The 23,715-nt window shown below is 40.4% G+C and carries 19 protein-coding genes; 3 read left to right on the top strand and 16 right to left on the bottom strand.

Going from position 1 to position 23,715, the window contains the following annotated elements; genetic code table 11:
• Positions 1 to 15 precede the first annotated feature (15 nt).
• The 7 genes from HPE63_RS06975 to HPE63_RS06945 form a co-directional block, all read right to left on the bottom strand.
• Positions 16 to 2,292: an inorganic phosphate transporter gene (locus HPE63_RS06975; protein ID WP_188313534.1), complete on the bottom strand. Its 2,277-nt coding sequence runs from the start codon at positions 2,290 to 2,292 to the stop codon at positions 16 to 18.
• Between the two features lie 288 nt (positions 2,293 to 2,580).
• Positions 2,581 to 3,243, bottom strand: a complete 663-nt coding sequence (phoU, locus tag HPE63_RS06970) for a phosphate signaling complex protein PhoU (RefSeq protein ID WP_188313533.1) — start codon at positions 3,241 to 3,243, stop codon at positions 2,581 to 2,583.
• An 11-nt stretch (positions 3,244 to 3,254) separates the two neighbouring features.
• On the bottom strand, positions 3,255 to 4,070 hold the full coding sequence (gene pstB / locus HPE63_RS06965; RefSeq protein ID WP_188313532.1) for a phosphate ABC transporter ATP-binding protein PstB: 816 nt from the start codon (positions 4,068 to 4,070) through the stop codon (positions 3,255 to 3,257).
• 17 nt (positions 4,071 to 4,087) lie between these two features.
• The gene (gene pstA, locus HPE63_RS06960) at positions 4,088 to 4,927 is read right to left on the bottom strand and encodes a phosphate ABC transporter permease PstA (RefSeq protein ID WP_188313531.1); all 840 of its coding nucleotides are present in this window, start codon (positions 4,925 to 4,927) and stop codon (positions 4,088 to 4,090) included.
• Positions 4,920 to 5,798 (bottom strand): phosphate ABC transporter permease subunit PstC, encoded by an 879-nt coding sequence (gene pstC / locus HPE63_RS06955; RefSeq protein ID WP_188313530.1) that lies wholly within the window; start codon positions 5,796 to 5,798, stop codon positions 4,920 to 4,922. Before pstC ends, pstA begins: the two co-directional genes overlap by 8 nt.
• A 68-nt stretch (positions 5,799 to 5,866) precedes the next feature.
• Entirely contained in the window at positions 5,867 to 6,826 is a 960-nt protein-coding gene (locus tag HPE63_RS06950; RefSeq protein WP_188313529.1) for a PstS family phosphate ABC transporter substrate-binding protein, read from the bottom strand.
• A 169-nt stretch (positions 6,827 to 6,995) separates the two neighbouring features.
• Positions 6,996 to 8,189, bottom strand: a complete 1,194-nt coding sequence (locus HPE63_RS06945) for a porin (protein WP_188313528.1) — start codon at positions 8,187 to 8,189, stop codon at positions 6,996 to 6,998.
• A gap of 391 nt (positions 8,190 to 8,580) precedes the next feature.
• Between HPE63_RS06945 and HPE63_RS06940 the strand changes: the two genes are divergently transcribed.
• Positions 8,581 to 8,934 (top strand): toxin-antitoxin system YwqK family antitoxin, encoded by a 354-nt coding sequence (locus tag HPE63_RS06940; RefSeq protein WP_188313527.1) that lies wholly within the window; start codon positions 8,581 to 8,583, stop codon positions 8,932 to 8,934.
• Between the two features lie 94 nt (positions 8,935 to 9,028).
• Here the strand turns inward: HPE63_RS06940 and HPE63_RS06935 are convergent, their stop codons facing one another.
• From HPE63_RS06935 to HPE63_RS06925, 3 genes are all read right to left on the bottom strand, one after another.
• Positions 9,029 to 9,418 (bottom strand): carboxypeptidase-like regulatory domain-containing protein, encoded by a 390-nt coding sequence (locus HPE63_RS06935; protein ID WP_188313526.1) that lies wholly within the window; start codon positions 9,416 to 9,418, stop codon positions 9,029 to 9,031.
• A 173-nt stretch (positions 9,419 to 9,591) separates the two neighbouring features.
• Complete coding sequence (locus tag HPE63_RS06930; RefSeq protein WP_188313525.1) at positions 9,592 to 11,616, bottom strand: hypothetical protein; 2,025 nt, start codon at positions 11,614 to 11,616, stop codon at positions 9,592 to 9,594.
• 38 nt (positions 11,617 to 11,654) lie between these two features.
• Positions 11,655 to 14,519, bottom strand: coding sequence for a TonB-dependent receptor (locus tag HPE63_RS06925; RefSeq protein ID WP_188313524.1), 2,865 nt, complete (start codon positions 14,517 to 14,519; stop codon positions 11,655 to 11,657).
• A 189-nt stretch (positions 14,520 to 14,708) separates the two neighbouring features.
• Between HPE63_RS06925 and dgt the strand changes: the two genes are divergently transcribed.
• Positions 14,709 to 16,052: a dGTP triphosphohydrolase gene (gene dgt / locus HPE63_RS06920; RefSeq protein WP_188313523.1), complete on the top strand. Its 1,344-nt coding sequence runs from the start codon at positions 14,709 to 14,711 to the stop codon at positions 16,050 to 16,052.
• Here the strand turns inward: dgt and HPE63_RS06915 are convergent.
• Positions 16,049 to 17,158 carry a DUF3078 domain-containing protein gene (locus HPE63_RS06915; protein ID WP_188313522.1) on the bottom strand — a complete coding sequence of 370 codons (1,110 nt, stop codon included), beginning with the start codon at positions 17,156 to 17,158 and terminating at the stop codon, positions 16,049 to 16,051. The genes dgt and HPE63_RS06915 overlap by 4 nt on opposite strands.
• On the bottom strand, positions 17,151 to 18,920 hold the full coding sequence (locus HPE63_RS06910) for a 1-deoxy-D-xylulose-5-phosphate synthase (RefSeq protein WP_188313521.1): 1,770 nt from the start codon (positions 18,918 to 18,920) through the stop codon (positions 17,151 to 17,153). Before HPE63_RS06910 ends, HPE63_RS06915 begins: the two co-directional genes overlap by 8 nt.
• A gap of 75 nt (positions 18,921 to 18,995) precedes the next feature.
• Between HPE63_RS06910 and HPE63_RS06905 the strand changes: the two genes are divergently transcribed.
• A complete protein-coding gene (locus tag HPE63_RS06905) occupies positions 18,996 to 19,445 on the top strand; it encodes a nucleoside deaminase (protein ID WP_188313757.1) in 450 nt (149 codons plus the stop codon).
• Between the two features lie 65 nt (positions 19,446 to 19,510).
• On the opposite strand, the gene HPE63_RS06900 is transcribed toward HPE63_RS06905, so the two are convergent.
• From HPE63_RS06900 to aspS, 4 genes are all read right to left on the bottom strand, one after another.
• Complete coding sequence (locus HPE63_RS06900; RefSeq protein ID WP_188313520.1) at positions 19,511 to 19,705, bottom strand: cold-shock protein; 195 nt, start codon at positions 19,703 to 19,705, stop codon at positions 19,511 to 19,513.
• Between the two features lie 89 nt (positions 19,706 to 19,794).
• Positions 19,795 to 20,046 (bottom strand): hypothetical protein, encoded by a 252-nt coding sequence (locus HPE63_RS06895; RefSeq protein WP_188313519.1) that lies wholly within the window; start codon positions 20,044 to 20,046, stop codon positions 19,795 to 19,797.
• A complete protein-coding gene (locus HPE63_RS06890; protein ID WP_188313518.1) occupies positions 20,043 to 21,827 on the bottom strand; it encodes a chloride channel protein in 1,785 nt (594 codons plus the stop codon). The genes HPE63_RS06895 and HPE63_RS06890 overlap by 4 nt, the downstream gene beginning before the upstream one ends.
• Before the next feature lie 60 nt (positions 21,828 to 21,887).
• Positions 21,888 to 23,636: an aspartate--tRNA ligase gene (gene aspS, locus HPE63_RS06885; RefSeq protein ID WP_188313517.1), complete on the bottom strand. Its 1,749-nt coding sequence runs from the start codon at positions 23,634 to 23,636 to the stop codon at positions 21,888 to 21,890.
• Positions 23,637 to 23,715: the final 79 nt, after the last annotated feature.

The following is a 23,715-nucleotide window of genomic DNA, read 5'->3' as shown; positions in this document are numbered from 1 at the left end:
AAGTTTAAAAATCGATTATTCTTCCACTTCGGGGCCCATAAGTTCAATGGAACGATTATGTTCGTCATGGTACAAGTTCAAGATATTCATATTGGCCTTGATAAGGTCTTTCGTTTCTAACAGTATACTAAAATAAAGTGTGGTGTTCTTGGGACTTGTTGACTCTTCAGTACGGGTTCGTTCTACTTGTTTTTGTATGGCCTCTTGAACTTTGTCCAGTAAGGCCTGTTTTTCTTCAATGATTCCTGGGACTATGACTTCAAATGTCCTAGTTTGGAAAACCCCCCTTATTTTATCGAATAAACTTACCAGTTTATCATTTATATCCAACAACTCCTCTGCTTGTTTTTTCTTTAAGGCCTTATGGTTGTTGTGCACATGTTTATGGCTCACTTTGGCAATTAAACTGGAGGATTGTGCAACATCCTGTATGCTACCGATAACATCGATATAAAACTTACTTGCACCTAAATAAGAATCATCCAATTCCTTTATAAAATAGAAAATATCGTTTTGTAATTCCTCAATTTCATTTTCTAATTTCACTACTGTATTCTTCGCCTTTTTAAGGGCATCCAAATCTTGGTTTATCAGTCCATTGATCGTTGTTTGGTTTATTTTACTGACCCGTTTAAGCGCTTTTGAAATGTTATCCGCACTTTCTTCAATGACACCATGTATGGATTGACTTTCCGCTTTACTCAAGCTATCTTCGGCCTTTACTTCCCTACTTTTCTTCGTATGACTAATATAGTTTCGAACCAATAAAAGAGCAGCCAATAATAATAAAACCGCGATCATTGCCCCACCTCCTAAATGTATTAAATAGGCCACTGTACCAGCTGCGATGAATGCACATAGTGCGGTAAAGAACCAACCACCAATGACATTAAGTACACCTGCGACCCTATAAACCGCACTTTCGCTACCCCATGCCCTATCGGCCAATGACGTACCCATGGCGACCATAAAGGTCACATAGGTTGTAGATAATGGCAGTTTCATTGAAGTTGCGATGGAAATGAGCACACTGGCAACCATTAAGTTCACCGCTGCCCTTACCAAGTCAAAGGCTGGGAGTTCGTGTTTTTTCCCTTTTGGGAGTTCAATGACAGGTTTTTGAAATTGCTTTTCAATCCTGTCTAGAATAGAAGTAGGTAAAACCGTTTCGGTATATTTAGCTGCCAGCATTGTAAACCGCACCAAATTCCTTGATAAATAATTGGGCTCGAAACGTTCTTTGGTTTCTGCTTGGCTCGAAAGATCAATTGAAGTCTTTACAACTTTTTTTGCCTTACTGGAGAACCATAGGGTCAAGACCATGACCAAACCGGCAATGAGCAGAAATGTTGTTGGGGTGGGTACTTTGTTTCCCAACACGCCCATGGCGAACTCTGTGGCGGGCACACCTGCGGCCGTCCAAGCCTCATAGGATTGATAGGCAGCTATGGGCACCCCTATAAAATTGACAAGATCATTACCGGCAAAAGCCAAGGCCAAGGCAAAAGTACCCACGGCTATAATAAGTTTATAAATGTTCTTTTTAAATACGGTAACCACGATATAGGATAACATGGTCCATATCAAGAAGCTAATAGCAACTATAATAGCAGTTCTACCTTCGATCATCGGTTGTATTTCAGCATAATAATCGGTGCCCTTCAGACCCTTGATAAAAATAAAATAAGTGATTGCCGATAGAGCGAACCCTCCAAAAATGGCCCCAACCCATTTAGCCTTTCTTTCAAAATTAAAGGAGAGTAATAATCGTGAAACATATTGTACCATCGCTCCAACCGAGAATGCGACTACCACAGAGAGTAGTATACCCAATATGATCTCAGTTGCCTTTGAGGTATTGATATAGTTGACCACTTCGGAAAATGAGTCCCCTGCTGCACCAATCTTGATCAACGCCATGGCTACAGCAGCGCCCAATAGTTCAAAGACTATGGAAACCGTAGTGGAAGTCGGCATCCCTAAGGTATTGAAAAAATCGAGCAATAAAATATCAGTGATCATAACGGCCATAAAAATGATCATGATTTCACTGAACATAAATTCACTAGGAATGAAAATACCTTTTCGGGCAACCTCCATCAAACCACTGGAGAAAACAGCTCCACAGAATATGCCTAAACTGGCAACGATCATAATCGTTTTAAAGGAAATGGCCTTCGAGCCAAGGGCGGAGTTTAAAAAATTGACGGCGTCATTACTAACACCGACTACAAGATCCGCAATTGCCAATACGGCAAGTGCAATGATCATTAAAAAGTAAAGATTGTCCATAATTTATTTTGGTTGGTAAAAGATATAAAAATGATATAATATCTTGATATAAAATATGATTTATATCAGTAAAACGCACACTAAGTGTGTCTGCTACACCTCATTACTAAACCAGAAAGAATATATAAACCTATATTAAATCGGATTGAGTTATCGATTTAAGAACAATAATACAATGAAAAGTAAGGGTGGAAAAACAGTTTATTTCAACGCGTTATAATTACCATATAGTAATGGACAGAAAATTTAAACATAGAATTTAACCGAATGTATTAATATAGAAAGGCGCTATTTTTTCCTTTTGTGCTTTAGGATTTCTGCATCGGTATAAAAAATGATCTCCTCGGCAATGTTTTTGATCAAATCCCCAACACGTTCCAATTTTTTGATTACTGAGAACAGAAATAGGGCTTCCCTTATTATTTTTGGGTCTTTTTCAATTTCGGCCGCTAAGTTATTGAACGACTGAATGTTTATCTTATCTAAAACCTTATCTTTTTTAAAGACTTTACGGGCTATTTTAACATCTTCCTCTACAAAAGCTACGGTGATGTTATCCATCATCGATTTGGTGGTTTCCACCATTTTTTTAAAATCAACAGCCTCAAAAAGCTTGTTCGATATGGCATTTTCCTCTTCTACCACGTAATTGCATATGTTAAAGGCATGATCGGCTATTCTTTCCAAATCTGAATTGATCTTAAGGATGGCCATAATAAACCGTAAATCAATGGCGACAGGATTAAAAAGGGCAAGGAATTTTTCACAATCCTTTTCTATTTTGATATCCATGGCATTCACTCTATTTTCCTTATGGATTACCTCTTCGGATAAATCACTGTCATGACTTACAAAGGCTTCAATGGCCTTTTCTAATTGTGAGGTGCATAGGGTAAGCATATCGAATGCTGATTGATTCAGTGCTTCTCGTTGATATTCTGCGTTATCCATAGTTTTTAAGTTTATCCAAATCGACCGGTAATATAATTCTCGGTCTGTTTTATACTGGGGTTGGTGAAAATTATTTTTGTCTTGTCATATTCGATGAGCTCTCCCATATAAAAAAATGCAGTATAATCGCTTATTCTACTGGCTTGTTGCATATTATGGGTAACGATGACTATGGTATATTTCTTTTTAAGCTCAAAAATTAGTTGTTCTATCTTGGCTGTGGAGATTGGATCCAAGGCGGAAGTGGGTTCATCCATTAAAATGATCGATGGTTCAACCGCCAAGGTTCTGGCAATACACAAACGCTGTTGTTGACCTCCGGACAAGGCCAGACCTGATTTTTTAAGGTCGTTTTTTACCTCATCCCATAGGTCTGCTTGCCTCAATGCCTTTTCTACACGATCATTGATGAATTTTTTATCCTTGATACCTTGGATCTTTAATCCGTAAGCAACATTTTCGAAAATAGATTTTGGAAAAGGATTTGGTTTTTGAAATACCATCCCTACTTCTTTGCGAAGCTCTTCAACATTCACCTTTTTTTTGTAAATATTGTTTCCATCAATTTTGATTTTGCCTTCCATTCTAAAACTATCGACATAATCGTTCATTCTGTTGAATAAGCGAAGAAAAGTAGATTTGCCACATCCAGAAGGGCCAATAAAGGCGGTTACCGTATTTGCCTTGATGGTCATATCGATACCTTTAATAGCTTCGAAATCGCCATACCATACTTTTGCACCATTAACCGCTATTTTATGTGTTTTTTTTAAGGAGGTATCTATAACACTATCCAGTATCTTAGGTTCTTTAATAGGTTTTTCCATAATTATTTCCATTTCTTCTACCATTTGTTTCTAAAATAAACTGCAATACCGTTCATAATAAAAGTGATCAGCAGTAATATGATTATAGCAGCTGCCGCATTTTCAATAAATCCGGGTTGTGGCCTTGATATCCAATTGAATATTTGAATCGGTAGTACCGAAAATTCGTCCAAGGGATTTTCCGGTGCGAAAGGAACATAGGCCAATGCCCCAACAACAATCAAAGGTGCCGTTTCACCCACTGCCCTTGATAGAGCCAAAATTACCCCCGTTAAAATACCCCCTCCTGAAGCGGGTAAAATCTGGTGCCAAATGGTCTGCCATTTAGACGCGCCCAATGCAAAAGAGGCATCTTTGATAGAAGAAGGCACCGCTTTGATCGCTTCTCTGGTTGCTACAATCACTATGGGGAGTATCAATAATGAAAGGGTTAAACTCCCAGCTAAAACACTTGGCCCAAGATTCATGATCCTAACAAAGACCTCTAAACCTAATAATCCATAAATAATAGAGGGGACACCGGCTAGGTTTGAAATATTTATTTCCAATAAGCCGGCAAGTTTATTTTTCTTGCTGTATTCCTCAAGGTATATACCTGCAGCCACGCCTATAGGAAAGGCGATTATGGTGGTAAAGAACAAAATCCATATACTTCCCATCAAAGCCGTATAAATGCCCGATTTTTCTGGTTTTCGTGAAGGAAGGTTGGTAATGAACCCCCAGTCTATTCTTCTTAAACCATCAACTAAAATATCGCCAATAAATACGACGAGCAGTACCAAACCGATAATGGTACAGAAAATCCCCCAGAATTTGAAGAGCTGATCCTTCAGCCTGTTTTTACGAAGATTATTCATATTTTTCTTGGAATTTTTTTCTGATACGGTAGCTCAAAGTATTCAATAAAAATGTAAACACGAATAGGGTGATACCGGCAGCAAAAATGGTCCTGTATTCCAAGGAACCATGTTGTACATCCCCCAAACTGACCTGAACGATATAAGCTGTAATCGTTTCTATGGGCACCGTAGGATCCAAAGTCAATCTAGGTTGTTGCCCTGCCGCTATGGCAACGATCATGGTTTCACCAATGGCCCTGGATATCGCCAAGATTATGGAAACAATAATTCCGGAAGATGCAGCTGGCACAATGACCTTGAATGCCGTTTGGAATTTTGTAGATCCCATACCAAACGATGCTTCGCGGAGCGAATCAGGAACGGCGTGAAGCGCATCTTCACTTAATGACGATATGTATGGAATAATCATTATTCCCATTACAATACCTGCAGATAGGGAGTTGAATCCGGATAGGTTCGGAATGATTTCCTGTAAAAATGGGGTCACGACCACTAGAGCGAAGAAACCGTAAACTACCGTGGGTACTGCTGCAAGGAGTTCTAAAAGAGGTTTTACCGATTTACGAAAAGCCTTAGGGGCATATTCACTTAAATAAATGCTTATCGATAGTCCTATTGGGAGGGCAAAGGCTATGGCAATAAACGAAGTAAGTAAAGTACCGGACAACAAGGGTAAAATCCCAAAATGCTTTTCGGTGAAAAGCGGTGTCCATTGCGTATCGGTAAAAAAATCAAAAATCGAAACCTCGCTAAAAAATCGAAAAGCCTCAATAGCCAATACGAGGATAATCCCAAGAGTAACCGCAATGGTTACCAAGGCGCTGGATAACAGCGACTTTTCGATTATCAATTCTTTGATTTTTCGCATCAAATGTCTTTTAAATAAGGAAACCAGGCACCCAATTAGGCACCTGATTGTCCTGATAAAACTTTTGCTTATTTGTTACTTTCAACAAAAGTTTTGAAACTTTCTTTTTGAGCCCTGTAGTTTTCTGATGGAAGCGGAATATAACCCACATCTTTAGATAATTCACCTGCATTATCCAAATAGAAGTTTACAAACTCGACAACTTCAGGAGAGGCAACAGAGGTGCTATTTACATAGATGAACAAGGGTCTTGACAAGGGTCTGTAGGTACCATTTTTGACCGTTTCAAGGGATGGTTTAACCACTTCTTCCCCGTTATGTACACCAATTAATTTTAATTTGTCCTTGTTTTCGGCATAATATGCAATCCCAAAGAATCCTAAGGAATATTTATCACCGGCAATTCCTTGTACGAGAACATGGTCATCTTCACTAGCAGTAAAATCGCCTCTACTTGAACCACTTTCCCCTACAACGGCTTCGGTAAAATAATCATATGTGCCTGATGCTACCCCAGGGCCGAATAAATGGATTTCCTGATTGGGCCATTCGGGTCTGATTTGGTTCCATTTCATGATTTTGCCTTGGGCAGAAGGTTCCCAGATTTTTTTGAGTTCTTCAACGGTAAAGCTATCTACCCAATCATTTTCTGGATGCACCAAAACAGCTAGGCCGTCATAGGCAACTTCCAATTCCAAATATGTAATGTTGTTTTCTTCACAAGCTTCTTTCTCCTTGTCCTTAATAGGACGGGAAGCGTTGGAAAGGTTTGTTTCCCCTCTGGAGAATTTTTTAAACCCTCCACCGGTACCCGAAACGCCGACTGTCACATTTACTTTCGGCTGAACCGCTCGAAATTCTTCAGCCACTGCTTCCGTAATTGGAAAAACCGTACTTGAGCCATCAACCTTAATCGTACCTGACAGGGCAGCTGTCCCATCTGTGCCTTCAGTACCTTTCTTTTCTTTTTTGTCGCCACAAGCCCCTATGATTAAGGCCAATGACATTAAAACTAAAATTCTTTTCATTTTTTTGTCGTCTAAATTATTCCCAGCAAAGAAAGAGCAGGAAGGTTAACTTGGGGTTAATTCAAAATGAAGAAACCACTACGTAAAGGTTATTAAAGTGTTAAGTTATTTAGGACTCAACAAAAAAAGAGGCCCTATGAGACCTCTTTTTTTATAAAGGTCGTTTTTATTAGAAATGAACATCCAATTGCAATCTGTACATCAATTCATCAGATCCACCATCAACCGAAAGATAGCTCAAATCTGTTTGTACCTTGAGTTTGTGTCCCACGATGTATTTTGATAGACCGAGCGTATATTGGGTTTCTGCATTTCTTCCTGTAATGGCATCGAGGTTTATGGTGGTATAACGTCCAGAAATCTCCCAATCTTTAGCCATAAGATAACCAGACTGCAGATTTAGACCGTCACCTGTCCAAACCACATCACCTGTTTCGGTACCATCGGAATTCTTGGCAATCGGGTCATCGGCATCCCTATTGGCATATTCCCACATAAATGAAAAACCGTTGTATTTGAATATACCATCGAAAAAGAATGTATTTATGTTGGTTTCATAAAAACCAACATCATTGGCCATATAAGAACCTTGGTTACTTCGGGTCTTTACTGCATTTTGATTGATATCGTAGTTTACCGCCAACATCAACTTTGGTTTAGTTTCGCGGTTCAAATCACTACCATCATAATCATCAAAATCACCAAATGGCAATAATTCAAGTCTAGTCGTATATTGATGCCCTCCTAAATTACCAGTAGTAACATTTCTTCCCTCCCCTTGGGAAATGGCGAATTTCTCCCGCACCAGGAAATTATCCGATAGGTTAAAATGATGCCTCAACTGTATTCCGGCATCCCGATCTATATTAAATCTACTGTTCAACAACGAACGATCTACTTGTTGTAAATTTCCGGATGAGATTACACGTTCTATATTACCTGGCAATTTGGTCTGCCCCACCCATAATTCAAAATTTTCATAAAAATTCCACATGACGACCGCATCCAATATATAGCGTGGGGCGTTGCTTGTAAATTGGGAAGCTCCGGAAATGTCCCTATTCGATAAACCTAATTCTAATTTATATTTTAGTTTAGGGGTATAAGCGTAACCATCAAATTTTAATCGGGCCCTACGGACCAAAAAATTTTGTTCGGGATTTACAAGACCTCCGTCTGGCCCTTCATCCCAGGTTGCAACAGATAGGAATTGCATTCGTGTGGCAATCTTCATGGTCCAAGTACTGTCTTGCCCAACTAAATTGAACAGCCCTTTGCCGAATTTAGGTGCGTTGGTTTCTTGGGAAAATGAAGTAAGGGTTCCTAAAAGGATGAATCCTAAGGTAAGTAATTTGATTTTCATCGTGTTATTAATTTTTGTCGCTACAAAGAACAGATGCCAATGTTAAGTTAATGTTCAAAAAACATTAACTTTTGAACAACAATCAATAAAAGGAATAAAAAAACTGCCTTGGCCAAAGGCAGTTATTAGGATTCATGATAATATAGTCGACAAAAACTAATAAATTATATGAAAATACTAATGTTTGTCTTAAGACACGTCAAAGCTAGGTGATGAAAATAAACTAAATGTAATGGGAACATTAAGGAATTATAAAATCTTTTAAACAATAAATCAAACCAAATGTTCCTGGTTCTGGGTAAAGAACAATATCAATGTAAAATTAAGGTTAATAAAAGGTAACATTAAAGTAAAATTCTTAACTTTATTCTTTAAATAGTCAATGTTGGTCATGAAGAATGCCATTTTACTTCTTATTATTCTCTTGGTTTCGACCTTGACCTATGCCCAAAGCGAGGAAAAGATTGGATTAAATGAGGAGACCAAACTGATTGAGGCGACTTATTTTCACGATAACGGCAATGTAAGTCAAGCAGGGACCTTCAACCTGGATGGAAAATTGCATGGAGAATGGGTGAGTTTCAGTGAAGAAGGTAAACTGATCTCTAAAGGTTCCTATTCAAATGGCCGTAAAGTTGGAAAATGGGTTTTTTGGTCCGGTGAATCCATGAAAGAAGTCAGATATAATGCGGAGGGAATCGCCAGTGTAGACGGAGTGAAGAAGGAAGCGCTTGTCAAGAACTGAAAAAAATCATCGATTTATAAAAGGAAACAACCCGCCTATAAGCGGGTTGTTTCCTTTTTAAAATATACCCATAGAATTCTTATAGGATGGATATTTACTCTAGACTTGTCTCTACTGCAAGGGAAGCTTCGGTATGATCCGTATGAATGGGATGATAATCGCCCAAAACAATCGTTTTTTGATATAGACCACATCGAATTCTAGATGTCTTATCCTTTGTAATGTGTACGGCAATCTCAACGGTCTCATAACCGGTATAACCCACTACCAGGGTATGCTTTCCAACCGGAATGTTCTTGAACTCAAAATTACCATGAAAATTTGTTTCTACTTTTTGGGAGTAGTCTTTCAATGCGACATACGCCATTAACATAGGTTCATTGTTCAACCCCATATCCAAAACCCTACCGGAAAGGGACCCTTTATCCTGGGCAAGAATGTTGAGGGCGAATAAAAATGCAAGTAGGAATGTTATTTTGTTCATGGTAATACTGTTTTTGCAAATAAAATAACTTCAAATTAACTGAACGTTATATAATGGTTATCAAAGGGTCTTTATTGATTGATCTGGTCTTTCCTTTGTTCCATGCGATACGTAATCAAAAAAAGAAAGTCCTGACGGTAAAGACAGGACTCTCAGTGGTATTTAATTGTGGCCTAGTTTCCTGTGGCCCAATCAAACATAGTTACGTCAACTTTCGTTCCGGTGTTGTAAGGACCATCAACGGTTGCATCGGAACCATCAATTTGAATATTGGCCAAAGGACCAGCGTCTTTCATATCTATTAAAGCGGTATACCCCTCAAGATAAAGGTTGGTGATCGTAGCCCCTGAGGTCTTCTTGAATTGTAATGCAGTACCATCTTGGGTAGTAATGGCCGTTAAATTCACAAGTTTAGGATTGTTATTGACCCCGTCCGCTTCCACGGCCGTTGAGAAACCTGCATTTGTATGTGAAACATAGGCATTGGTCAAGGTGCCGTTCCAACCTTCAGTCCAATCTATAGCATCATCTTCGTTGTTTTCCAGGTAAAAATTGGAGGCAGAAACTGTTCCCCCAAAGAATTCGACTCCATCATCCTTACCGTCCAGTATGGCAATATTCTCGATAGTAGTTCCTGAACCTACGGCATAAAGTGAAAGACCGTTGTACTGGGATTCGGAGTTGATTTGTGCACCGGTATACCTGATGATCAAGTAACTGATGGAACCGGAGCTGTCGGCATCGTCAGTTCCACCATAGGTGATCTGACCCACCTCGGCAGTAGCGTCTGTACCTTCGGTAGTGGAAGCATTACCTGCGATGACCAAACCTCCCCAGTCACCAGGGTTTTCATTAGATGAGGTCATAACAACAGGACTTGCATCAGTGCCTTGGATATCGATCATACCGCCTTTTTGTACGACAATATACGTGCTGGTCTCATCACCGGTTTCAACATCGGCAATAATAGTAGTTCCAGCCGGAATTGTTAAAGATGCACCTGACTCTATACTCAAAGTTTGATCTAAATAATAAATTATATCGGCATCCAAGGTCAAATCAGCAGTTATACTACCTGATAATACGCTGGTTTCGACAACGACTTGCGAATTTACCCAATCAAAGCTTTCAATAGAAACAGTTGGGGTGGCGATGTAACTCAGCGTTGGGTCAGCATCGGAACCATCAATCTGTACATTGGCAAGTGGACCGTCATCTTTCATGTCAACGGAAGTATCATAACCTGCCAGGGAAAGACCGGTAATCGTGGCGCCTGAGGTTTTCTTGAACTGTAGTGCAGTACCGCCAACAGTTGAAACAGCTGTAAAATTGGCCAAGGTGGGGTTTCCGTTCTCACCATCGGCTTCAACGGCCGTAGAGAACCCTTCTAGTGTATGAACAACATAGGCATTGGTCAAAGTACCGTTCCATCCCTCTGTCCAATCCACGGCATCATCCTCGTTGTTTTCCAAGTAGAAGTTGGAAGCGGAAACAGTTCCACCAAAGAATTCAACACCGTCATCCTTACCATCCAACAAAGCAACATTGTCAATCGTAGTACCTGAACCTACCGCATAAAGGGTAAGACCATTGTACTGTGAGTCAGGGTTGATCTGGGCACCTGCATTTCTAATGATCAAATAGCTGATAGAACCTGAGTTATCCGCATCATCCGTTCCACCATAAGTAATTTGACCTACTTCAGCGGTAGCATCAGTACCTTCCGTCGTTGTGGCATTACCGGCGATAACCAAACCACCCCAGTCACCAGGAGACCCGTTAGCGGAAGTCATTTCCACTGGATTGGAGGCCGTGCCTTGGACATTGATTTTACCGCCTTTTTGAACAACGATATAGGTACTGGTCTCATCCCCACTTTCTACGTCGGCAACGATCATAGTGCCTGCAGGAATGGTTAATGTAGCTCCAGATTCAATACTAAAAGTTGTGGTGAGTGTGTAGGTTTTACTAGCATCCAAAGTTCTGTCTTCAGACATTGAACCCGTGAGATTTGTGTCTTCACAAGGTGCACACGAGCCACCGCAATCTACTCCGGTTTCATCACCGTTCATTTTTTGGTCGGTACATGTGGCATCAGGGGCTGGATCCGTACCGCCGTCATCACTGGAACAGCTCGTCAGGAACAAGCTGAAGATGGCCAAAAGACCCATTGTTACTCTTAAATTTTTCGTTTTCATAAAATAGGGTTTTAAAATTTATTAGTTATTATATTCAATTAAAAATTATAGCGAAGACCTAGGCTTAGACCAACACCTGTAGTATAGGAGCTGACAGTCTCATCTACTTCCAATCTTTTTGCGGAGGGATCCGAGGCTATTTCGGCTACATTCTTCAAAATACTTTGTGTTTGTTTTATCTCAGGATTTAAAAGGTTTTTCCCAATAAGGGTTAGTTTCCAATTTTTCGCAATCACTTTGCTCACAACGGCATTTAGGACAACAAATCCTTTTTCAACAATGGCATCGTCATAAAAGATATCCCTGTTGGATTGGTCCGTTGGTACCCCTAGCGCATATATTTTATCCGAGGCATAGTTTGCATTCAGGGATGCAGAGAATTGATTAATGCCTACAGAATTGAAATTAAGACTTGAATTGAAGATCCAATCTGAAGCACCTTGTAAGTCGGTTTTCTCAATACCCTTATATCGAAAAGTCCTTAGTAATGTTCCTTCCTCATTAAAAATTTCCTTTAGATCCTGGGAGTGCCACATACGTGTTGCATTCAGAACCAGATTTAGGCTGTTTCCACTCTTGGTGCCATCTTCTTCGTTGAAATCCGGGTTGATCAGGTCTACCCTAGTTTCGGCTTCAAGACCGAAAACTTCAGCTTTTTCAGCGGAGTTGAAATATGAAAACACCCCAGCTGAACCTCTATCCCTAACTTTGTTTATAGGGTCTGATATATCCTTATAAAAGGCAGAAAAGGAAACCAATTGGGTGGTGGAGGGGAAGTATTCCCATTTAACATCGTAATTCAAGTTCTTAGAGGCCCTTACATCTACATTACCCCGAATTACCTGACCGGTTGGGGATACATATTCGAATGGCGAAACTTCTTTGAATTCGGGCAGGGTCAACGTTCTACTCATGGAAAGCCGTAAGGCATGAAAATCATTCAGGGCATATTTAATGTTTAAGCTTGGGTAGAGGTTATTGTATTCTTGAACACTTTCCCCTGTTCTTGGAAACAGGTTTCCAATATCATAGTTCACCGTTATTTCATCTTTTTGAAAGCGTAGCCCTGCATTGATGTTCCATTTATTAAGACCAACATTGAAATCAGCAAAGGCCGCTTTAGAATCCAATTCACCGGTATAGATGTCCTTACGTTCATTATTGGCATTGGATCCCAATAGATTGAGTTCCAATACCCCGCTATCAAAGTTGGATAGTTGGAATATACTTCCGATGTTATCTATGGAAGAGGGGTTAATGGCGTTGGTCGAGGTTTCCTCAACACCTACGAATTCTGAACTGAATTCCCTTTGTTTGTTTCTATAAGAGACTCCCAATTCAATTTTAAAGGATTTTTCATCTTCGTCGATAATATGTAGGGCATCGGCAACAAAACCATTGAATTCAATGTCCTCAATTTTTTGGCTCGACTTTCTTTGTTGAAACCCTCCATTTCTTCCGAGTTGCACATCAAATTGGGGTTCAACTTCATTGGGGTCCCAGTTCACCTCATTTCTAATTCGGTTGGGTTCATCGGCATTTAGAATATTGTACCCACCGGCCCATTTCAAGGTATTTTTATCCCCTAGGTCATGGGTACCCAATAATTGGGTGACCAGTAAGCGGGTTTGTTTGGTATTTTGGTCCCGAATAAATTGGAACAAGCCTTCGGCTGGTGCCGTTTCCTCAAAAATAGTGGCTTCCCCATTTCGCCCCCCTTCAAAAATGGATTCGTCTAATTTGTTCACAAAGAACGTTGTTGATTTAATCTTGTTCTTATCTTTCGCAAAGAATGACATGTCCAATAAGGCCGTGTTTACGGTTTTATTACGATAGGTTGTGGCATCTGTAATGGTATCATCTACGAAATTGGATCTAAATTGGCGAAAAAGACCTTGCTGATATTCATAGGAACGGGAATGGGACCCCGTAAAAAATATCGAAAACTTATCCTTTATCCTTTTACCTGCGGTTAGCGCAAATGAATAGTCCATGGGATTATCCTGTTTTCTGGTGTTCCAACCTTGTTGGGTGATTTGTTGTTGCGTACTCCTATTCGAGTTGTAAAATCCGAAAGTCACATCGCTTTGATTAGGGGAGATTTTAAAGTTGTCATAAACACCACTTTTCGCAACATTGGTATTGATTCCCGTAGTAAGGCTTGCCCTTAATTCCCTTGAACCTACGAGTTCCCTAGAGCTGATATTTATATTCCCCGAAGATTGGTCCGCAGAGGACTGTGCAGCATACGTCTTGCTGATACTCACATTTCGGATTACCCGGGTAGGAAAAAGCGATAAATCAATATTTTTTTTATCCACATCATCCGAAGGCACGGTCAAACCATTCAACGTTGTAGATAAGTATCGATCTCCAAGCCCACGTACAAAAACATTGCCCGAAGCTTCACTACTTGATACTCCCGATATTTTTGTGGTCGCGGTCGCAACGTCGGAAACACCTATTTTACCAAGTTCGACGGCACCGATACTTTCTTTGATTTCGGTTGCTTTTTTCTGATCTATCAGGAGCGCCGTCTCCGAATCTTTTCTGGCTACCGTGGTAACCGTTACCCCTTCCAAAGCCACACCGGTGGCCACCATAGGTACATCTATAGAGGTAACTTTACCCGCTTCAACCTTTACCTCAGTTATTTCGACGGTTTCATACCCCAAAAAACTATACACCAAGGTATAGGTACCCGGTTCTAAATTGGGAATTTCATAAAGTCCGTAAAAATCCGAAGTGGTTCCTTTGGTCGTTCCTTTTAAAATTACGTTGGCAAAGGGCAAAGGTTCATTGTTCATTGCCTTATCGGTAAGCGTTCCTACAATGCTTCCTTTTTTTTGGGCACTAAGCACTGCGGTGGTCAATACCAATAGACTGAAAATAATTTTTTTCATGTTTGATTTTCTCTGTAATTAAATACCACAGCAAAGAAACCCATGAACTGTAAAAAAGATGTTAACCGAATTTTAAAATACCTTGATTAAAAGGTTAGTAAAAGGTTATTCACTTTAAGTTCAGTTTCAATTATAATTATCATTTCTTAACATTGAAATAATGTATCTTGCCCTTACAAAATAGCTACTATGAACTGGGAACAACTACTCTCATTACGACGCCAGGGCGATACACACAAAAGGTTACGAAAAGAACAGGATGAGACCCGTTTGGGTTTTGAAGTCGATTACGACCGCATTATCTTTTCCTCCGCTTTTCGAAGCCTACAGGATAAGACCCAAGTAATTCCACTTTCCAAGACCGATTTTGTGCATACACGGCTTACCCATAGTTTGGAAGTTTCCGTGGTAGGTCGAAGTTTGGGTAGGATCGCAGGAAAAAATATTTTGGAAAAACACCCACACCTCAAAGAGGTGCATGGGTATCAATTCAATGATTTTGGGGCCATTGTGGCTGCAGCTGCATTGGCGCACGATATTGGCAACCCACCTTTTGGGCATAGTGGGGAAAAAGCCATAGGCGAGTATTTTAAGACCGGTAACGGACTCCAATTCCGTGATATGCTATCGGAGAAAGAATATCAGGACATCATTGATTTTGAAGGCAACGCCAATGGGTTTAAACTTTTGACCGAATCCAGGGCGGGTGTTGATGGAGGTTTACGGCTGGGGTATGCGACCTTGGGGGCCTTTATGAAGTATCCCAAAGAATCATTGCCCAAGAAACCCACGAAGCATATAGCCGACAAGAAATTCGGTTTTTTTCAATCTGAAAAACAAACTTTCCTATCTGTTGCTGAAGAACTTGGACTTACCCAAACCCGGGAAGGAAGCGATATTTCATTTTCAAGGCATCCGTTAACATATTTAGTAGAAGCCGCTGATGATATCTGCTATACCATAATCGATTTTGAAGACGGAATAAACCTAGGCCTGATTTCCGAGGACTATGCTTTGGAGTATTTGATAAAATTGGTCAAAGATCGTATCAACACCAAAAAATACAACACTCTTTCCTTTAAGGAAGACCGGCTTAGTTATTTGCGTGCATTGGCCATAAGTACCCTGATCAGCGATGCCGTCGATGTGTTCACTAAGAACGAAGAGGCCATACTGAAGGGCGACTTTGATATAGCCCTCTTAGAAAAGAGTAGGTACATTGCCCAGATAAATGATATCATAGCCTTGAGCGTAGATAAGGTTTATAGGTCGCAAGAGGTAATTGAAAAGGAAATTGCAGGATATAAAATCATTTCCGATATTTTGGATGTTTACATCACCGCATTGGTTAGGACCCATAAGGGCAAGGCCTCTAATTATGATAGGCTCATGGTAAATACGTTGCCGGGGTTTTATCAACGTACCGAATTGCCCTTGTATGAAATAGTATTGAATACGTGCTGCTATGCGGCGAGTTTATCAGATGGGGCTGCCGTACATATGCATAACAAGATCATGGGTAAACTGCTTTAAAATTCATACGTGACCCCAACCCCCAATGCTTGTTTAAATTGCAGTTTCGGTCTTCCCTGATCTAATACAACACCATTGGCGTCGACCACACGATCAAAAAGAATATCATCATCGTAAATGAGATGGGTACCAATATTTGTATTTATTGATTTGTTCACCTTTAGATTAAGGTTCAATTCCCAATCGACATCAATATTCCCAAAACTTGATAAATAATCGGTATATAAGCTCAGGTCATGTCGTAAACCCACGTTTTTGGCGATGTCGGTTTCCAATGTGTTGGTCACCAGAAAACCGAGTTCTATAAACGAGTTCTCTCCTGGTTGAATAACTTCCCCATTGGCTCCCAAGATTGCTTTTTTAACCCCAAAAGACCCCTTGTTCGCTAATTCTTGGTCCAAAACAAAAGTTGATTTTTGGGTTAGAGGGGAAATGTAAAGATTGAATTTTTGATCTTCGGAAATATAGGAAGTACCCGCGCCGAGAAAGAAATACCCGGGAGCCATAAATCTGGAAATCGGATTACTACGGTCTGGATATTTGTAACCGTTGGAAAACTGCGTATTGAAATTGGCTTTGACCGAATAGTACCAATTGCTGATCGTGTCACGACGATAGCCAAATGTAGACCCTAACTTGATCGCATCATCGGTTTTCCTTAACTTTCTTCCTTCTTGGGCATTTAGGCCATGTCGAAGTTCAATAAAATTATCCCATTTGATGTATCTGAACTTATAATTACGCTCAAAACGTAAGTTTCCCAAGCCAGAAACGGAGTTGTCGCCACCGGCATTCCAATTTACAAAAGCCACCTCACTGAAGTTTATTCCCAGTCGGTTGATTTTTGTCCAAAAAGAAGGGATCCTGAATTTTTTTTGCCGTTTAAGTAATGGTTTTGTTTTATTAAAGGTTATAAAGGGGTTTGTAAGATTAACACCCCTTGGCATATATTTTATTTTATCAAGTGTTCTTCTGATTACGACCGTATCGATATCTACCGAATCCATGTTGGCTGATTGTGGGATGGAATCTTGGCCATAAAAGGAATTACAACATAAGAATAGAACAAAGGCCGACATAAAACTTTTGAAAATACTACTACTCATTAATTATCTTATTAATATGTTTTTTGATTGCTGAACTATCTATTCCGACCATTTCATGAAGTTGCCCGATAGTGCCATGTTCTATAAATCTGTCATCGATCCCTAAGATATCGATTGCGTTTGAATAGTCATTCTCATTGGCAAAATCCAATATTGAACTGCCAAATCCGCCTATTTTGCAGCCATCCTCTATAGTGATCAAATGGGAGTAATGTTTGAAAATATGATGAAGTTGTTTTTTGTCCAAAGGTTTGACGAACCGCATATTGTAATGACCAATTTGTTCTGAGGTCGGTAATTCAGCGATGACTTGTTTTACCAAATTACCAATATGACCTATGGAAAGGATGGCAATTTTCGTCCCTTTTTTAACTTCCTCTGAAACACCGATCTCCATTTTTTCCATAGGGGAGTTCCAATCTAAGGTCACACCGCGACCCCTGGGATATCTTATGGCAATCGGTTGTCCAAGACCCAATTGTGCTGTATACATGATATTGCGTAGTTCAGCCTCGTTCATGGGGGCAAAAATAATCAAATTGGGTATGCATCTCAAATAGGCAATATCAAAAACCCCATGATGTGTTGCGCCATCTTGTCCTACCAAACCGGCTCTGTCCAAACAGAAAACCACAGGTAGTTTTTGCAGGGCAACATCATGTATAATTTGATCATACGCCCTTTGTAAAAAAGTGGAATACACATTGCAAAAAGGAATCATCCCTTGTGTGGCCATTCCGGCTGCCAAGGTAACGGCGTGTTGTTCGGCAATGCCAACATCAAAAGCTCTTTCCGGAATTTCATCCATCAAGAATTTCAATGAACTTCCGGTAGGCATTGCAGGTGTAATACCGACGATATTCTTGTTATGCCTTGCGAGTTCAACCAAAGTATGGCCGAATACATCCTGGTATTTTGGGGGAAGCATGGCATCGGGATTTTTTTGAAGTTCCCCGGTACGTTTGTCAAATCTTCCTGGCGAGTGGTAGGTTACCTGATTTTCCTCAGCTTTTCTTAAACCCTTGCCCTTGGTCGTGATAACGTGGAGGAGTTTTGGCCCAGAAACTGACTTTAAACGTTCTAGTTCTACCAATAGCCTATTGAGGTCATGACCATCGATCGGACCGGTATAGTCAAAATTCAGACATTCAAAGATATTCTCATCCTTTGCACTTCCTTTCTTAACGTTGGTCAAATATTTTTTTAGCGCACCAACACTTGGGTCTATGCCAATTGCATTATCATTGAGTACAACCAAAATATTGGCATCGGTAACCCCTGCATGGTTCAGGCCCTCGAAAGCCATTCCACTCGCGATAGAAGCATCACCCACAACCGCGATATGGTTGCGTTGTGTATCACCTCGCAATTTAGAGGCGATGGCCATACCTAATACTGCGGAAATTGCCGTTGAACTGTGCCCAGTTCCGAAATCATCATAGTCACTTTCCGTTCTATTGGGAAAACCACTTATACCTCCCAATTGACGGTTTGTTGTAAAAATAGCTTTACGGCCGGTTAAGATCTTATGGCCGTAGGCTTGGTGGCCCACATCCCATACCAATTTATCATTCGGGGTATTGAATATATAATGAAGGGCTATGGTGAGTTCAACAACTCCCAAGCTAGCCCCCAAATGACCTTCTTTGACCGAAACGATATCGATAATGAAGTTTCGTAAATCTAGGGCAAGTTGTGGTAACTCGTCTTTTTTCAATAGCCGAAGATCCCTAGGGAATTCTATTTTATCCAAGTGATTCATAACCGAAGGCAAATGTACGGGAAAATCATAAGGGACAATTATTTTCTATGCAGTCAAAAGTGTATTTTTGAAGCTATGGATTTGGTTTACGATGACTCGTATTACATGAAAAAGGCGCTGCAAGAAGCAGAGTTGGCTTTTGAAAAGGGAGAAGTACCCATTGGGGCCATTATTGTCGTCAATGATAGGATAATAGCCAGGGCACATAACTTAACCGAACAGCTCACCGATGTGACGGCACATGCCGAGATGCAGGCCATCACGGCAGCTTCCAATTTTCTTGGGGGGAAATACCTCCAAAATTGCACCCTGTATGTGACATTGGAACCCTGTCAAATGTGTGCAGGAGCCTTGTACTGGAGCCAAATATCAAAAATTGTGTACGCGGCCGAAGATCCCCATCGGGGTTGTGGGGCCATGGGGACAAAATTGCATCCTAAAACGGAAATATTGGGAGGGGTTTTGGAAAAAGAAGCCTCAAACCTATTGAAACGTTTTTTTATTGAGCGAAGAAACCTAAATTAAATAAGGTTAAACAAAAAGCCCCGACGTTTACGTCAGGGCCCTAATGTAATCGATAATAGAATATTTTAACTGATTACCTGCACTTGGGCCGCAACCATTCCTTTTCTTCCTTCTTCCTCTACGTATTCTACTTTGTCACCTTCGTTTATCTCAACACCATTTAACGCTGTTGCGTGTACAAAGATGTCGCTTCCCGTCTCGTCGTTGGTAATGAATCCGTATCCTTTGGACTCATTGAAAAATTTAACTGTACCTGTCATGCCAATTGATATTAAATAGATGTTTAGAACACTAATTTATAATTTTTATGGCAGACCTAAACAAATTGGGCTGAAATTATTTGGTGGAATCATTGATTTTCAGGCTTTTCCGTTTCCTCCCCACGCATTTTTCTAATGTTGTCCTCGGTCAACATATAATCCTTCATCTTTTTTCCGCTGCTTGCCTTATAAAGAAATAAGGGCATGGCCAGTAAAAAAAGCCCTGCAGTACCAAAGCCTATACATTTATTACCTAACGCTACTTGCTCTTCGTGTACGCTGAATCCATAGATAATAGATCCAAATGAAGCCAACACGATAAGAAGGATTACATATTTCATTTCGTAAAATTAATCAACTTTCTGCGATAGGCGGTCAACAGCTTGGATTTGGAAACAAACCCTAGGTATTTCCCATCTTTGATAACAGGAAGGTTCCAAGCCCCACTATCCTGGAATTTTTGCATTACTTCTTGCATACTATCCTTGTCATAAAATATATGTTCGGGAGCAGCGTGCATAAAAGTCTCAACCGTTGTAGTCGCATACAACGAGGTATCGAACATGAATTCACGAATATCATCCAACAATACAATCCCCAATAGGGCCTTTTTGGCATCTATTACAGGGAATATATTCCTAGTTGATTTTGCAACGGAATTATGGAGCATTTCTCCTAAGGTCGTTTCAGGGCGAACCGTTTTAAAATTCTTCTCAATGACATCATCCAATTGCATTAAGGTTAAAACGGTCTGGTCTTTATCATGTGTGAGCAATGCCCCTCTTTCGGCCAATTCCCTAGTATATATTGTATAGTCAACTGTATTTTTGGTAATAAGGTATGATATTGACGCCGTGATCATCAGGGGAACGAACAGTTCATAACCACCGGTTATCTCCGCAATGAGGAATATGGCCGTCAAAGGAGCATGAATAACCCCCGCGATTAATCCCGCCATCCCAATAAGGGTAAAGTTACTTTCCGAAACATTAAAATCCAAGCCGATATTATTGATGATCTTGGCAACCATATTCCCCAAAGCACTGCCCATTACCATCGTCGGAATGAAAATACCCCCGGCGCCGCCTGCTGCAAAAGTGGTCGTTGTGGCAATTGCCTTAAATACCGTTATGCTAAAAAGCAACAAGATCACGACCCAGATATTATCCAAATATTCATTAAACGGTGTTTCCCCTAATGCCTTAATATGCTCTCCATGTAATAAATTGTTTATAAACCCAAAGCCTTCACCATAGAGTGCAGGAATAAAATAGAGCATGGTCCCAATAGCCAAACCGCCAACCAGCAACCTATATTTCGGGCTTTTAAAAGGCTCGAAAAGTTTTAATATTGCAAAGTACATTTTAGTAAAATAAATAGAAGCAAAGGCCGTACCCACCCCTAAAATGATATAGAACATAGTATCTTTGACTTCAAAATTATCGGTAAGATTAAAATCAAAAAGGACTTCGTTTCCCATGAAGAAATATGAGGTTAGAACACCCGAAATCGATGCTAATAATAAGGGAAGCATTGAGATCATAGTAAGATCTAAGCTAAATACTTCCACGGCGAAAATGATGGCTGCAATCGGGGATTGAAATATGGAAGCGATGGCACCAGCGGAGGCACAGGCTATCAACAAAGACCTAGTCTTGGCATTTACATGAAATAGATTTCCCAAATTGGAACTTATCGCTGAGCCCGAAGCCACTGCAGGTCCTAAAAGCCCAACTGACCCACCAAAACCCACAGTCAGGGGAGCTGTTATCAACGGGGTGTATATTTTTTTAAGAGGAATTACGCCTTTCCTTTTCGACAATGCGAAAAGTATGGAAGAAATAGCATGTTGCAACCGATCCTTATGTACAAATTTAACATACAAATAGACTAAAGTCAGGCCGATAATAGGCAAGATAAAATGAAGCTCGTTGCCTGATAAAACAATCCCTTTTTCGGCCAAGGATTGAATAAAATAAGTAATGTTTTTTAGGGTTACCGCTGCAAGTCCTGCCAAAAGACCGACCATAACGCTCATAATATGGGTGAACGTTTTGTTCGAGATATGCTTATACCTCCATTTTAAAAAACGGGTAAAGTATGTGTTTATTTGGTTTGGCATTTGTTGAGTCGAAGTCTAAAAGTATTAAAAAATCCCACTGTATGTGGGATTTTTAAAATTCTAAAGATCTAACTTTAAATTTAATTCCTTTAATTGGGCATCATCAATGGGAGCAGGCGCATCGATCATGACATCACGGCCACTATTGTTTTTAGGAAAGGCGATAAAATCACGAATGGTTTCCTGTCCACCCAAGATAGCCACTAATCGATCTAGGCCAAATGCGATTCCGCCATGTGGGGGTGCCCCAAATTGAAAGGCATCCATTAAAAACCCGAATTGCGCTTTTGCCTCTTCAGGTGTAAAGCCCAAATGTCTGAACATAGTACTTTGAATTTCCTTGTCATGTATTCTAATGGAGCCACCACCGATTTCATTGCCGTTCAACACCAAATCGTAGGCGTTGGCTTTGACTTTTCCCGGCTCGGTTTCCAAAAGTCCCATTTGCCCAGGTTTCGGAGAAGTGAATGGGTGATGCATGGCGTGATAACGTCCGGTTTCCTCATCAAGTTCCAATAGCGGAAAATCCAAGATCCAAAGTGGTGCGAATATATCCTTTTTTCGAAGTCCAAGGCGCTCGGCCATTTCCATTCTTAGGGCACTTAATTGTCCTCGGGTTTGATCTGCATTTCCTGATAACACACAAATCAAATCCCCTGTCTTCGCTCCTGTTGCTTGTGCCCATTTGGCTAAATCATCCTGGTCGTAGAACTTGTCAACCGAAGATTTAAAGGTACCGTCTTCATTACATTTAACATAGACCATGCCTTTAGCCCCAACTTGAGGCCTTCGTACCCAATCGACCAAGGCATCGATTTCCTTTCTCGTATATGAAGCACCGCCTGGTACCGCAATCCCCACAACCAATTCCGCCGTATTGAAAATGGTGAAATCCTTATGTTGGGCTATGGCATTCAACTCCCCGAATTCCATTCCAAATCGAATATCGGGTTTATCATTTCCATATTTTGCCATGGCTTCGTCAAAAGTCATTCTTGGAAATTTGGTGGTCTCAACACCTTTGATCTCTTTTAAAAGATGACGTGTCAATCCTTCAAAAGCGTTTAAAATATCGTCTTGTTCCACAAAGGCCATTTCACAATCGATCTGTGTAAATTCGGGCTGCCTGTCAGCTCTAAGATCTTCATCCCTAAAGCACTTTACAATTTGAAAATATTTGTCCATACCACCGACCATTAACAGCTGCTTAAAGGTCTGGGGCGATTGGGGCAAGGCATAAAACTGTCCTTCGTTCATACGGCTGGGCACTACAAAATCGCGGGCACCCTCGGGCGTTGATTTTATGAGATAAGGGGTTTCAACTTCTATAAAACCTTCCTTTGAAAGATATTTTCGTACCTCCATGGTCACTTTGCTCCTAAAAATCAAGTTTTCCTTGACCGGATTTCTTCGGATATCCAAATAGCGATATTTCATTCTAAGATCCTCACCGCCGTCCGTCTGGTCCTCAATGGTGAAGGGTGGTGTTTTAGAGCTATTCAGAAGGCGAAGTTCCTTGACCAATACTTCGATACCCCCGGTTGGGATATTCGAATTTTTCGAGGTCCTTTCAATGACCAAACCTTTTACTTGAATTACAAATTCACGTCCTAGGGTTCTTCCTTGTTCCAAAAGTTCTTGGGAAGTTCTTTCTTCATCGAATATTAATTGGGTAATACCATAACGGTCGCGTAAATCTACCCAGACTACAAAACCTTTATCCCTGGTCTTTTGGACCCATCCGGCCAAGGTTACCTCTTGATCAATGTCTGATTCCCTTAACTCTCCACAAGTATGACTTCTGTACATGTATTGTTCTTGTTTTAAAAAGGCAAATTTAATCGAAATTATGTATAGGGACTTCGTTATGTGGGTCGAAATTCGCTGA

This window comes from Maribacter arenosus (assembly GCF_014610845.1).
Taxonomy (GTDB): domain Bacteria; phylum Bacteroidota; class Bacteroidia; order Flavobacteriales; family Flavobacteriaceae; genus Maribacter_A; species Maribacter_A arenosus.
The sequence above is the reverse complement of the archived record's forward strand: the minus strand, read 5'-3'. Positions and strand labels throughout refer to the sequence as shown.

Excerpts from the sequence above, each read along its gene's own strand:
- HPE63_RS06890 (WP_188313518.1), bottom strand. The coding sequence starts at position 21,827 with ATGCCAAACCAAATAAACACATACTTTACCCGTTTTTTAAAATGGAGG.
- HPE63_RS06930 (WP_188313525.1), bottom strand. The coding sequence starts at position 11,616 with ATGAAAACGAAAAATTTAAGAGTAACAATGGGTCTTTTGGCCATCTTC.
- pstA (WP_188313531.1), bottom strand. The coding sequence starts at position 4,927 with ATGAATAATCTTCGTAAAAACAGGCTGAAGGATCAGCTCTTCAAATTC.
- phoU (WP_188313533.1), bottom strand. The coding sequence starts at position 3,243 with ATGGATAACGCAGAATATCAACGAGAAGCACTGAATCAATCAGCATTC.
- HPE63_RS06905 (WP_188313757.1), top strand. The coding sequence starts at position 18,996 with ATGGATTTGGTTTACGATGACTCGTATTACATGAAAAAGGCGCTGCAA.
- pstC (WP_188313530.1), bottom strand. The coding sequence starts at position 5,798 with ATGCGAAAAATCAAAGAATTGATAATCGAAAAGTCGCTGTTATCCAGC.
- pstB (WP_188313532.1), bottom strand. The coding sequence starts at position 4,070 with ATGGAAAAACCTATTAAAGAACCTAAGATACTGGATAGTGTTATAGAT.
- HPE63_RS06935 (WP_188313526.1), bottom strand. The coding sequence starts at position 9,418 with ATGAACAAAATAACATTCCTACTTGCATTTTTATTCGCCCTCAACATT.
- dgt (WP_188313523.1), top strand. The coding sequence starts at position 14,709 with ATGAACTGGGAACAACTACTCTCATTACGACGCCAGGGCGATACACAC.
- aspS (WP_188313517.1), bottom strand. The coding sequence starts at position 23,636 with ATGTACAGAAGTCATACTTGTGGAGAGTTAAGGGAATCAGACATTGAT.
- HPE63_RS06945 (WP_188313528.1), bottom strand. The coding sequence starts at position 8,189 with ATGAAAATCAAATTACTTACCTTAGGATTCATCCTTTTAGGAACCCTT.
- HPE63_RS06925 (WP_188313524.1), bottom strand. The coding sequence starts at position 14,519 with ATGAAAAAAATTATTTTCAGTCTATTGGTATTGACCACCGCAGTGCTT.
- HPE63_RS06900 (WP_188313520.1), bottom strand. The coding sequence starts at position 19,705 with ATGACAGGTACAGTTAAATTTTTCAATGAGTCCAAAGGATACGGATTC.
- HPE63_RS06975 (WP_188313534.1), bottom strand. The coding sequence starts at position 2,292 with ATGGACAATCTTTACTTTTTAATGATCATTGCACTTGCCGTATTGGCA.
- HPE63_RS06910 (WP_188313521.1), bottom strand. The coding sequence starts at position 18,920 with ATGAATCACTTGGATAAAATAGAATTCCCTAGGGATCTTCGGCTATTG.
- HPE63_RS06915 (WP_188313522.1), bottom strand. The coding sequence starts at position 17,158 with ATGAGTAGTAGTATTTTCAAAAGTTTTATGTCGGCCTTTGTTCTATTC.
- HPE63_RS06940 (WP_188313527.1), top strand. The coding sequence starts at position 8,581 with ATGAAGAATGCCATTTTACTTCTTATTATTCTCTTGGTTTCGACCTTG.
- HPE63_RS06950 (WP_188313529.1), bottom strand. The coding sequence starts at position 6,826 with ATGAAAAGAATTTTAGTTTTAATGTCATTGGCCTTAATCATAGGGGCT.
- HPE63_RS06895 (WP_188313519.1), bottom strand. The coding sequence starts at position 20,046 with ATGAAATATGTAATCCTTCTTATCGTGTTGGCTTCATTTGGATCTATT.